General features: G+C 73.1%; 7 protein-coding genes. 3 read left to right on the top strand and 4 right to left on the bottom strand.

What is annotated here, in order from left to right; all coding sequences use genetic code 11:
- Nucleotides 1–111 precede the first annotated feature (111 nt).
- The 4 genes from ACFV6I_RS10515 to ACFV6I_RS10500 all read right to left on the bottom strand — a co-directional run bounded on the left by ACFV6I_RS10515 (nt 112) and on the right by ACFV6I_RS10500 (nt 5,323).
- Nucleotides 112–1,332, bottom strand: coding sequence for an ROK family transcriptional regulator (locus tag ACFV6I_RS10515; protein ID WP_063347838.1), 1,221 nt, complete (start codon nt 1,330–1,332; stop codon nt 112–114).
- A gap of 18 nt (nt 1,333–1,350) precedes the next feature.
- Nucleotides 1,351–1,893 (bottom strand): GtrA family protein, encoded by a 543-nt coding sequence (locus ACFV6I_RS10510; protein ID WP_063347839.1) that lies wholly within the window; start codon nt 1,891–1,893, stop codon nt 1,351–1,353.
- A gap of 67 nt (nt 1,894–1,960) precedes the next feature.
- Entirely contained in the window at nt 1,961–4,357 is a 2,397-nt protein-coding gene (gene lon, locus ACFV6I_RS10505) for an endopeptidase La (RefSeq protein ID WP_380424395.1), read from the bottom strand.
- 168 nt (nt 4,358–4,525) lie between these two features.
- The gene (locus tag ACFV6I_RS10500; RefSeq protein WP_380424393.1) at nt 4,526–5,323 is read right to left on the bottom strand and encodes a rhomboid-like protein; all 798 of its coding nucleotides are present in this window, start codon (nt 5,321–5,323) and stop codon (nt 4,526–4,528) included.
- Nucleotides 5,324–5,885: 562 nt separating this feature from the next.
- Here ACFV6I_RS10500 and ACFV6I_RS10495 point away from each other — a divergent pair.
- From ACFV6I_RS10495 to ACFV6I_RS10485, 3 genes are all read left to right on the top strand, one after another.
- Nucleotides 5,886–6,623 (top strand): response regulator transcription factor, encoded by a 738-nt coding sequence (locus ACFV6I_RS10495; protein ID WP_063351140.1) that lies wholly within the window; start codon nt 5,886–5,888, stop codon nt 6,621–6,623.
- Between the two features lie 92 nt (nt 6,624–6,715).
- Nucleotides 6,716–7,846, top strand: coding sequence for a cell wall metabolism sensor histidine kinase WalK (locus ACFV6I_RS10490; RefSeq protein WP_063347842.1), 1,131 nt, complete (start codon nt 6,716–6,718; stop codon nt 7,844–7,846).
- A 282-nt stretch (nt 7,847–8,128) separates the two neighbouring features.
- Entirely contained in the window at nt 8,129–11,905 is a 3,777-nt protein-coding gene (locus ACFV6I_RS10485; protein ID WP_380424391.1) for a multifunctional oxoglutarate decarboxylase/oxoglutarate dehydrogenase thiamine pyrophosphate-binding subunit/dihydrolipoyllysine-residue succinyltransferase subunit, read from the top strand.
- The last annotated feature ends 63 nt before the right edge of the window (nt 11,906–11,968 follow it).

The raw sequence follows: 11,968 nt of genomic DNA, 5'->3' as shown, positions 1-11,968 counted from the left end.
GAGCTGGTCGCCGCCGCCGGCGTCGAGGGCGCCGCCCTGGTCGAGGCCGCCGAGGTGGCGGGCGCCCCGGGCCGCCCGGCGGGGGGTTCGGGTGCGCCCCGGGCCGGGAGGTCAGCCGCCGGCGAGCCGGCCCGGGTCCGCGACGACGGCCCGCACCACGCCCACCGCGGCGCCCAGCAGCGGCCCGCGCCGGCCCAGCCGGGACACCGTCAGCCGCTCGTCCGACCAGGGCCGCACCGTCACCCGGGCGGCCAGCTCGGCCCGCATCGCCGGCAGCAGCCAGGGCGCCAGCCGGGCGTAGCCGCCGCCCAGCACCACCTCGGCCGGGTCCAGCAGGTTGACCGCCCCGGCGGCCGCGATGCCCAGCGCCGAACCGGCCCCGGCCAGCACCGCGAGGGCCGGCTCGTCCCCGGCCCCGGCCCGCCCGGCGAGCAGCGTCACCCAGTCGCCCCGCGCGCCCGCCGGCCCGGCCGCCCGCAGCACGGCCGCCTCCCCCGCGTACTGCTCCAGGCAGCCGTGCGCGCCGCAGGCGCAGCGGTGGCCGTCCGGGTGGACCGGTACGTGGCCGAACTCGCCCGCGTAGCCGCGCGCCCCGCGCAGCAGCCGCCCGCCGACCACGATCGCCGCGCCGACGCCGGCCTCGGCCGACACGTACAGGAAGTCCTCCGGCCCGCCGCCCAGCCACCGTTCGGCCAGCCCGCCCAGGTTGGCCTCGTTGTCCGCCTCGACCGGCAGCTCGGCCAGTTCGGCCGCGCCGGCCGCGCGCAGCGCCGGGCGCAGTTCGGCCGCCAGCGGGACGTCCCGCCAGCCCAGGTTGGCGGCCCGCTGGAGCACCCCGCCGGAGGTGCCGACCAGCCCGGGGACGGCCAGGGTCAGCCCGGCCGGGCGCAGGCCCGCCTCGGCGACGGCCGCGTGCAGCAGTTCGGCGAGGTCGGCCATGACCGCGGCGGGCCGGCGGCCCCGGTTGCGGACCTCGCGGCGGCGCCAGGTCCGGACCTCCCCGCTCAGGTCGACCACGCAGGCACCGAGGTGCTCCACCCCGATCTCGGCGCCGAGGCCGCCGGGCCCGAGCGGGTTGAGCCCGAGCGCGGTGCCGGGACGGCCGACCTTGCCGCTGGGCGCGGCCGGGCCCTCCTCGACGACCAGGCCGCCGGCGATCAGCTGTTCGGCGAGCGAGGAGACGGCGGCCCTGGTCAGCCCGGTCTCGGCGGCCACCTCGGCCCGGGAGCGCGGGGCGCGCGCGATCACCCCGAGCACCAGGGCCAGGTTGGCCCGGCGCATCCCCTGCTGGCTGGCGGGCCCGCTCCGAACCGCGTCCGGTTCCCCGCGCATAACCCTCACCTCACGGCCTTATGGGGCATCCCGTGGCATCTCGGGTGCAGCGTAACCGGGTTCGTACCTCGGGTGCGCCCGTTCGGCGGGCCGGGTGAAGACCCACCGCTGCATCGCCCAGAAGCGGAACAGCATCGCGGCGAAGGTACCGACGACCATCCCGCTGAGGAAGTCCGCGGTCTCCTGGACGAACGGGCCGACGTACGGCTCGCGCAGGTCCAGGGCGTAGCGGGAGAGTGCCAGCGGCAGGTCGTTGACGGCGATCGCCATGGCGCTGACCAGGAAGAACAGCAGTGCCTCGCGCGGGTGCCCGGCCGTCCGGAAGGCCCAGCGACGGTTGAGCACGTAGGAGACGACGGTCGAGATCACGGTCGCGACCGTCAGCGCGACCACCGGCTTGTGCTCCAGCACGGTGAACTTCAGCTCGAAGTCGGTCACCGTGGTGAGCACGAAGCAGGCGCCGCCGACCAGCAGGAACTTCACCAGCCGGCGGTGCCGCACCAGGAACGGACGCAGCCGGGCCGGCACCCGGGCCAGGGCGCGCTGCGTGGGGGACGGCATCTCCGCAGTGTGGCACGCGCAGACGCCGTCCTCCCGTCGATCCTCCCGCCGACCCGGCGCGGCCGGGTCAGGCCGCCGCGGCCAGGACCTTGGCCGACTCCAGGGCCAGCTCCAGCACCTCCCGCACGTCCGCCACCGGGTGCACGGTGAGCCGCTCCAGCACCTCGGCCGGGACGTCGTCCAGGTCGGCCTCGTTGCGCTTGGGGATGATCACCGTGGTGACGCCGGCCCGGTCGGCGGCGAGCAGCTTCTGCTTCACCCCGCCGATCGGCAGCACCCGCCCGGTCAGCGACACCTCGCCGGTCATCGCCAGGTCGGTGCGGACCTTGCGGCCGGACAGCAGCGAGGCGAGCGCCGTGGTCATGGTGATGCCGGCGCTCGGCCCGTCCTTGGGGACGGCCCCGGCGGGGACGTGCAGGTGCACGCCGCGGTCGCGCAGCGAGGTGACCGGCAGCTCCAGTTCGGCGCCGCGCGAGCGCAGGTAGGAGAGCGCGATGTGCGCGGACTCCTTCATCACGTCGCCCAGCTGCCCGGTGAGGGTGAGCCCGGTGCCGCCGGTCTCGGCGTCGGCGAGCGAGGCCTCGATGTAGAGGACGTCGCCGCCGGCGCCGGTCACGGCGAGGCCGGTGGCCACGCCGGGGACGGCGGTGCGCCGCTCGGCCGGCGCCTGGGCGGCCTCCGGCACGTGGTGGGGCCGGCCGATCAGGGCGCGCAGCTCGTCCGGGCCGATCGCGGCGGGCAGTTCGCGCTCGCCGAGCTCGGCCTGGGCGGCGATCCTGCGCAGCACCCGGGCGATCGAGCGCTCCAGGTTCCGCACGCCGGCCTCCCGGGTGTACTCCCCGGCCAGTCGGCGCAGCGCCGCCTCGTCGACGCTGACCTGCTCGCCGCCCAGTCCGGCCTTCTCGCGCTGGCGCGGGAGCAGGTGGTCGCGGGCGATGACGACCTTCTCGTCCTCGGTGTAGCCGTCGAGGCGGACGAGCTCCATCCGGTCGAGCAGCGCCTCGGGGATGGCCTCCAGCACGTTGGCGGTGGCGAGGAAGACGACGTCCGAGAGGTCGAGCTCGACCTCCAGGTAGTGGTCCCGGAAGGTGTGGTTCTGCGCCGGGTCCAGCACCTCCAGGAGGGCGGCGGCCGGGTCGCCCCGGTAGTCGGAGCCGACCTTGTCGATCTCGTCGAGCAGGACGACCGGGTTCATCGAGCCGGCCTCCTTGATCGCCCGCACGAGCCGGCCGGGCTGCGCGCCGACGTAGGTGCGCCGGTGGCCGCGGATCTCGGCCTCGTCCCGGACGCCGCCGAGCGCGACCCGGACGAAGGTGCGGCCCATGGCGCGGGCCACGCTCTCGCCGAGCGAGGTCTTGCCGACGCCGGGCGGGCCGACGAGTGCCAGCACCGCGCCTCCGCGCCGGCCGCCGACCAGCCCGAGCCCCTGGTCGGCCCGGCGCTTGCGCACCGCGAGGTACTCGACGATGCGGTCCTTCACGTCGGCGAGGCCGGCGTGGTCGGCGTCCAGCACGGCGCGGGCGCCGGCGATGTCGTACGCGTCCTCGGTGCGCTCGTTCCAGGGCAGCTCCAGGACGGTGTCCAGCCAGGTACGGATCCAGGGGCCCTCGGGGGACTGCTCGGAGGCCCGCTCCAGCTTGTCGACCTCCTTGAGGGCCGCGTCGCGGACCTTCTCGGGCAGGTCGGCGGCCTCGACCCGGGCGCGGTAGTCGCCCTCCTCGTCGGCCGGGTCGCCGTTGAGCTCGGCCAGTTCCTTGCGGACGGCCTCCAGCTGGCGGCGGAGCAGGAACTCCTTCTGCTGCTTGGCGACGCCCTCCTCGACGTCCTTGCGGATGGTGTCGTTGACCTCCTCCTCGGCGAGGTGGTCGCGCAGCAGGGTCAGCGCGTACTCCAGGCGGGCGACCTGGTCGGCCTCCAGCAGCACCTTGAGCTTCTGCTCGGCGGTGGCGAAGGGCGCGTAGCCGATGTTGTCGGCGAGCTCGCCGACGCCCTCGATCTGGGCCACCCGGTCGACGATCTGCCAGGCGCCGCGCCTGCGCAGCCACTGGGTGGACAGCGCCTTGTACTCCTTGACCAGCTCGGCGGCCCGGCCGGCCGCCGGGGTGTCCACCGAGGACTCCCGGAAGGGCGTGGTCTCCACCCAGAGGGCGGCGCCGGGGCCGGTGGTGCCGGCCCCGATGCGGACCCGGCGCACGGCGCGCACCAGCGCGGCCGGCTCCCCGTCGGCCAGCCGGCCGACCTGCTCGACGGCGGCCAGGGTGCCGACCGCCGCGTACGAGCCGTCCACCCGCGGGACCAGCAGGACCTGCGGCTTGCCGGTGCCGGTGGCCGCCGCGCGGGCGGCCTCGACCGCGGCGCGCACCTCGGTGTCCTTCAGGTCCAGCGGGACGACCATGCCCGGCAGGACGACCTCGTCGTCGAGCGGCAGCACGGGCAGGGTGAGCGGTGTGGACGTCGATGCCATGATCTCTCCCCAGTCAGTGAAGTTGAGTCGACCTGACTAAGGCCTGGCGCGCGCCGGATGTTCCCGGGGCGGTGTTCGCCATGAGCGAACAGGAGGAGGGTGTGGAGCGAACGGGGGGAGGGTGCGGGAGGCGCCGTCAAAAGCACGCGGGAGCGGCACCCGGAAGGGTCAGCGCACGTCCAGGACCGGAGCGCCGCCCGGCGCGGGCGAGGAGCCCGCGGCCGGCGCCTCGACCCGGCGCATCCGCGGCTTCGGCCGCGGCCGTCGGGCCTGGGCCCGGCGCAGCCAGCGCCACAGCGCCACCCCGGTGAGCACCGCGGCGGGGTGCCCCACGGCGGTGACCAGGTCCCGCTCGGTGAGGATCTGCTCGGCGATCAGCAGCCCGGCGCCGCCGAGCGCGACCAGCCGCCCGCGCCACGGCAGCAGCCCGGCCACCGCACCCAGGCAGGTGAGCACGCCGTAGCTGACGCCGATGTCCAGGTAGTCCAGCGCCGCGGTCTCCATCCGCCCGGTCTCCACCGCGGTGATCACCACGCCCTGGGACAGCAGCGTGGCCGTGACGTGCCCGATCGCGAAGACCGCCGCCGCCCGGGCGGGACCGATCCGGCGCTCCAGCGGCGCGAGGGTGACGGCGAATCCCCACAGGTAGGGCATCCACACCTCGCCGGCCACCCAGAAACCGCTGAGCAGCAGCGCGCGCAGGGGGTGCTGCAGGAGGTTGTGGCCGTCGGAACTGGAGGCCTCCTGCAGCCGCTGCACGAGTTCCGGATCGGCGAGTTTGGCAAAGGTCGTGGTGGCGCCCACCACGGCGAGATAGCCGAGGGTGAAGGGGTTTCGCCGGGGTGTCGGCACCCGCGCCAGCAGCCACTCGACGACGCCGGTGCGCAGACCGTGCCGGAGCATGCCGTACGGCGGGCCGGCGGGCGACGCCCCGACCCGTCCGGCACCTCGCCGCAGTCCAGCCATGCCGCCCTCCGCTCCACGCCGGCAGCCACCGGCCCCTCACCAGGTGCCCAACGTACCGGCGCGCGCCGCGGATCCCGCCCTGCGGGGCGTTGTCGTGGCCACGTTACGTCGAGGTTCTGAGAGGCATCTGAGAAAAGCCGGTGAAGACCGTCAGGAAACCGGTCGACCGGATTCCTGATATTGGTCCAGACCTTCTTCCGGCGGGCGCACCGGCAGGGGCTCTGACCGGCGACTTGGCGTCAACTCGACTGCATACGTACCGTTACGCAGAGAAAAATCGCCGGGTAAGGTATCGGCCCGTGCCCACTCGTGCAGTGGGCTCCGAGGGCGGCCCGACAGCCGGCCCACGGGCCGGAAACGTCCGGTCCACCTGCCGGGAGGCATCCGCTGTCCGTACGCTGCGAAGTGCGCGGGAGAAGTGGGCGGGCGACAATCCGCCCGCCGACCCGCACGCACGACGGGACGGCGGACCCGGCACAGTCCACGACGGAACAAGACTACGAGCGGAGCCCGCCATCCCCACAGGTGGCCGGCCCGCAGCCCTGGGGGCGGTGGCGTGACCGTGACAGAACTTCAGCAGGACAACAACCACAGCGGCGGCACGGTGAGCAGCCAACGCAGAGTGCTGGTGGTGGAGGACGAGCCGACGATCGCGGAGTCGATCGCGGCCCGGCTGGGCGCGGAGGGCTTCAAGGTCGCCGTGGCCCACGACGGGCCGGGCGCGGTCGACGGCTTCCACACCTGGCAGCCGGACCTGGTGGTCCTCGACATCATGCTGCCCGGCTTCGACGGCCTTGAGGTGTGCCGCCGGATCCAGGCGCAGCGCCCGGTGCCGGTGCTGATGCTGACCGCGCGCGACGACGAGACGGACCTGCTGGTCGGCCTCGGCGTGGGCGCCGACGACTACATGACCAAACCGTTCTCGATGCGCGAACTGGCCGCCCGGGTCAACGTGCTGCTGCGCCGCGTCGAGCGCGCCCAGCAGGCGGCCCGCACGCCCGCGCTCGGCTCGCTGCGCTTCGGCGAGCTGGAGATCGACCACGTGCAGCGCCGGGTCCGGCTCGCCTCGGGCGACGTCCACCTGACGCCCACCGAGTTCGACCTGCTCGCCTGCCTGGCCGCGCAGCCGCGCGCCGTGCTGACCCGCGAGCAGCTGCTGGCCGAGGTCTGGGACTGGACGGACGCGTCCGGCACCCGCACCGTGGACAGCCACGTCAAGGCGCTGCGCCGCAAGATCGGCGCGAGCTGGATCCGTACCGTCCACGGCGTCGGGTACGCGCTGGAGGCCCCGCTCTCCTAGCGGCGAGCCTCGGGCGACGGGCCTCCGGGGGGCCCGTGTCCCGAACTGCCGCGCACCACGCGGGGGACGTACGCGGGGATCACAGGGGACCAATGACCTTTCCACAGCAACGCAACGGGGACACCGGCGGCACGCGGTCGCAGACGCTGGCCGCCCGCGCCGCCCGCCGGGTCTGGGCCGACATCAGGCCGCTCGACCCGGTCCGCTCGATCAAGGGCAAGCTCGCCCTGCTGGTGATCGTCTCCGTCTTCCTGGCCACCGGCATGGTGGTCGTGGCGATCCGGTCCGAGACCCAGATCCGGATCATCATGGTCTTCTCCATGATCGCCTCGCTGCTCTTCATGCAGTTCCTCGCGCACGGGCTGACCGCCCCCCTGCGCGAGATGACGGCCGCCGCCCGCGCGATGGCCTCCGGCGACTACAGCCGCCGGGTCGAGGTGAACTCGCGCGACGAGATCGGCGAGCTGGCGACCACCTTCAACCAGATGGCCGCCGACCTGGGGGCCGCCGACCGGCACCGCCGCGAGCTGGTCGCCAACGTCTCGCACGAGCTGCGCACACCCATCGCCGCGCTGCGCGCCGTGCTGGAGAACGTGGTGGACGGCGTCGTCCAGCCCAATCCGGCGACCCTGGGGGCCGCCCTGGAGCAGACCGAGCGGCTCGGCCGCCTGGTCACCCACCTGCTGGACCTCTCCAAGATCGACGACGGCGTGGTCGACCTGGACGCCCGCCCCTTCGAGGTGCGCGAGTTCCTGGACGGCGTGCTGCGCGGGGTCACCGTGGACGGCGCGACGGCCGGCGGGGCGTTCTCCCGGCGCGGCGACGTCCGGCTGGCGCTGGAGGTCAGCCCGACCGGCCTGACCGGCGTGGCGGACCCGGAACGGCTCCACCAGGTGGTCGCCAACCTGGTCGACAACGCCTGCAAGCACTCCCCGCCCGGCGGCACCGTGACGGTGCGCGCGCGGCCCGACGGCGGGCCCGGCGGCCTGCTGCTGGAGGTCGAGGACGAGGGCCCGGGCATCCCGCCGGCCGACCGCGGCCGGGTGTTCGAGCGGTTCAGCCGCAGCGGCACCGCGACCGCCCAGGGGCCCGGCTCGGACGGCGGCACCGGCCTCGGCCTGGCCATCGCCCGCTGGGCGGTGGACCTGCACGGCGGTCGGATCGCGGTCGCCGAGTCGCCGCGCGGCTGCCGGATCGAGGTCCGGCTGCCGGGGCAGCGCTGAGGGTCGGATGTGTCACAGAAGCGACACAGACGTACACGAAGATCATTAGATGATCTACATGCGCCTTTGTCCGGTTTTGCCCGGATATGCCCCATGGGTGGGCGCGATCGCTTCCCCTCAGATACGGCTTTCTAACGCACATTTTCAGCCAAACTGCAGGTCAGGACTGTGATCTGGGCGACGCCTGGGGCCCGGGGACTGCGCGATCACTGGTCAGGGGCGTAGCCTTAATCCCCGCTGTCCAAACATCCCAAAAGGAAGCGGAAGAGGGCGGTTGCCGCCGTGTCGCCACAGTCCCCTGAAACCCCCAATAGCTCGGCTAGCTCCACTGGCTTCGGTCCCAATGAGTGGCTCGTCGATGAGATCTACCAGCAGTACCTCCAGGACCCGAACTCGGTCGACCGAGCCTGGTGGGACTTTTTCGCCGACTACAAGCCCGGTACCGAGGTGACCCCAGTGACCCAGGCCGCGACCCAGGCCGGCCCCACGCCGACCCCTGCCGCTGCCCCCGCGCCCGCTGCTGCTGCTCCGGCCGCGACCGCCCCCGCCGCACCGGCCGCCCCGGCCGCTCCGGCGCCGGCCCCCGCGCCGCTCGCCGCAGCTCCCGTCGCGCCCCCGGCTCCGGCCCCGGCCCCCAAGGCCGCCGCCCCGGCCCCTGCGGCCGCTCCGGCCGCCGCCGCGGCGGAAGCGCCCGCCGGCCCCGAGCTGATCCAGCTGCGCGGCCCGGCCAAGGCCGTCGCCACCAACATGGACGCCTCGCTGGAGGTGCCGACCGCGACCTCGGTCCGCGCGGTGCCCGCGAAGCTGTTGATCGACAACCGCATCGTCATCAACAACCACCTGCAGCGCGCCCGCGGCGGCAAGGTCTCCTTCACCCACCTGATCGGCTACGCCCTGGTCCAGGCCATCAAGGCCGCCCCGGGCATGAACTACAGCTACAAGGTGGAGAACGGCAAGGCCTTCCTGGTCAAGCCCGAGCACGTCAACCTCGGCCTGGCCATCGACCTGGTCAAGCCGAACGGCGACCGCCAGCTCGTCGTCGCGGCCATCAAGAAGGCCGAGACCCTCGACTTCTTCGGCTTCTGGCAGGCCTACGAGGACATCGTCCGCCGGGCCCGCGCCAACAAGCTGACCATGGACGACTTCACCGGCGTCACGGTCTCGCTGACCAACCCCGGCGGCATCGGCACCGTGCACTCCGTGCCGCGCCTGATGCAGAACCAGGGCACCATCGTCGGCGTCGGCGCCATGGAGTACCCGGCCGAGTTCCAGGGCTCCGCCCCGGAGACCCTGTCCCGGCTGGGCGTCTCCAAGATCATGACGCTGACCTCGACCTACGACCACCGCGTCATCCAGGGCGCGGCGTCCGGCGAGTTCCTGCGCGAGATCCACCGCCTCCTCCTCGGGGAGAAGGGCTTCTACGACGAGATCTTCGAGTCGCTGCGGATCCCGTACGAGCCGGTCCGCTGGGCCACCGACGTCGCCACCACCCACGACGACGAGGTCAACAAGACCGCCCGCGTCATGGAGCTGATCCACGCGTACCGTGTGCGCGGCCACCTGATGGCCGACACGGACCCGCTGGAGTACAAGCAGCGCAAGCACCCCGACCTGGACGTCACCACCCACGGCCTCACCCTGTGGGACCTGGAGCGCGAGTTCGCGGTCGGCGGCTTCGGCGGCCAGAAGATGATGAAGCTCCGCGACATCCTCGGCCTGCTGCGCAACACGTACTGCCGCACCGTCGGCGTCGAGTACATGCACATCCAGGACCCGAAGCAGCGCAAGTGGCTGCAGGAGCGCCTGGAGAAGCCGTACTCCAAGCCCGAGCGCGAGGAGCAGCTGCGCATCCTGCGCCGGCTGAACTCGGCCGAGGCCTTCGAGACCTTCCTGCAGACCAAGTACGTCGGGCAGAAGCGCTTCTCGCTGGAGGGCGGCGAGTCGCTCATCCCGCTGCTGGACGCCACCATCGACGCCGCCGCCGAGCACCGCCTCGACGAGGCCGTCATCGGCATGGCCCACCGCGGCCGCCTGAACGTGCTGGCCAACATCGTCGGCAAGCCGTACGGCAAGATCTTCGGCGAGTTCGAGGGCAACCTCGACCCGAAGTCGATGCACGGCTCCGGCGACGTGAAGTACCACCTCGGCTCCGAGGGCACCTTCACCGGCCTGGACGGCGAGACCATCAAGGTCTCGCTCGCCGCGAACCCCTCCCACCTGGAGACGGTCGACCCGGTCGTCGAGGGCATCGCCCGCGCCAAGCAGGACATCCTGGACCAGGGCGGCACCACCTTCCCGGTGCTGCCGATCCAGATCCACGGCGACGCGGCCTTCGCCGGCCAGGGCGTCGTCGCGGAGACCCTGAACATGTCGCAGCTGCGCGGCTACCGCACCGGCGGCACGATCCACCTGGTGGTCAACAACCAGGTCGGCTTCACCGCCGCCCCGGCGTCCTCGCGCTCCTCGATGTACTGCACCGACGTGGCCCGGATGATCGAGGCCCCGATCTTCCACGTCAACGGCGACGACCCGGAGGCCGTGGTCCGCGTCGCGCGGCTCGCCTTCGAGTTCCGCCAGGCGTTCCACAAGGACGTCGTGATCGACCTCATCTGCTACCGCCGCCGCGGTCACAACGAGGCCGACAACCCGTCGTTCACCCAGCCGCTGATGTACGACCTGATCGACAAGAAGCGCTCGGTGCGCAAGCTGTACACCGAGGGCCTGATCGGTCGCGGCGACATCACCATGGAAGAGGCGGAGCAGGCGCTCCAGGACTTCCAGGGCCAGCTGGAGAAGGTCTTCGCCGAGGTCCGCGACGCCGCCCAGACCCCCGCCCCGGCCATCGCCGGCAAGCCGGTCGCCGACTTCCCGGTCAACATCCAGACCGGCATCTCCCAGGAGATGGTCAAGCGGATCGCCGCCTCGCAGGTCAACCTGCCGGACTGGCTGACCGTCCACCCGCGCCTGCTGCCGCAGCTCCAGCGCCGCGCCGCCTCCGTCGAGGACAACACCATCGACTGGGCGACGGGCGAGACCCTCGCCATCGGCTCGCTGCTCATGGAGGGCCACCCGGTCCGCCTGGCCGGCCAGGACAGCCGCCGCGGCACCTTCGGCCAGCGGCACGCCGTCCTGATCGACCGCAACACCGGCGAGGACTACACCCCGCTGCAGTACCTCACCGAGGACCAGGCCCGCTACACCGTCTACGACAGCCTGCTGTCGGAGTACGCGGCGATGGGCTTCGAGTACGGCTACTCGCTGACCCGCCCGAACTCGCTGGTCATGTGGGAGGCGCAGTTCGGCGACTTCGTCAACGGCGCGCAGACCGTGGTGGACGAGTACATCGCCTCCGCCGAGCAGAAGTGGGGCCAGCACTCGGGCGTCACCCTGCTGCTGCCGCACGGCTACGAGGGCCAGGGCCCGGACCACTCGTCCGCCCGCCCGGAGCGCTTCCTGCAGCTGTGCGCGCAGAACAACATGACGGTCGCCATGCCGACCCTGCCGTCGAACTACTTCCACCTGCTGCGCTGGCAGGCGCACAACCCGCACCACAAGCCGCTGGTCGTCTTCACCCCGAAGTCGATGCTGCGTCTCAAGGCCGCGGCGAGTGCGACCGAGGAGTTCCTGTCCGGCTCCTTCCGCCCGGTCATCGGTGACAACACCGTCGACCCGGCGCAGGTGCGCAAGGTCGTCATCACCGCCGGCAAGTTCTACTACGACCTGGCGGCGGCCCGCACCGAGCGCGGCGTCACCGACACCGCGATCGTCCGGGTCGAGCGGCTCTACCCGCTGCCGGTGGCCGAGCTCCAGGAGGAGCTCGCCCGCTACGGCGACGACGTCCAGTTCGTCTGGGCGCAGGAGGAGCCGGACAACCAGGGCGCCTGGCCGTTCATCGCGATGAACCTGGTCGACCACCTCCAGGTCGTCGTCGGCCGCAGCGCCAACGGCTCGCGGCTGCGCCGCGTCGCCCGCACGACGGCCTCGTCCCCGGCGGTCGGCTCGGCCAAGCGGCACGCCGCCGAGCAGCAGGCGCTGATCGAAGAGGTCTACTCGCTCTGAGGCCCTGACGGCCCCGAAGCGCTGGAGCACCGACGCCCGCGGCCCCCGTCCTCCCCTGGGAGA

The organism is Kitasatospora sp. NPDC059803, from assembly GCF_042732255.1.
Classification (GTDB): Bacteria; Actinomycetota; Actinomycetes; order Streptomycetales; family Streptomycetaceae; genus Kitasatospora.
Note: the sequence above shows the minus strand (reverse complement) of the source record. Positions and strands in the feature narration are given on the sequence as shown.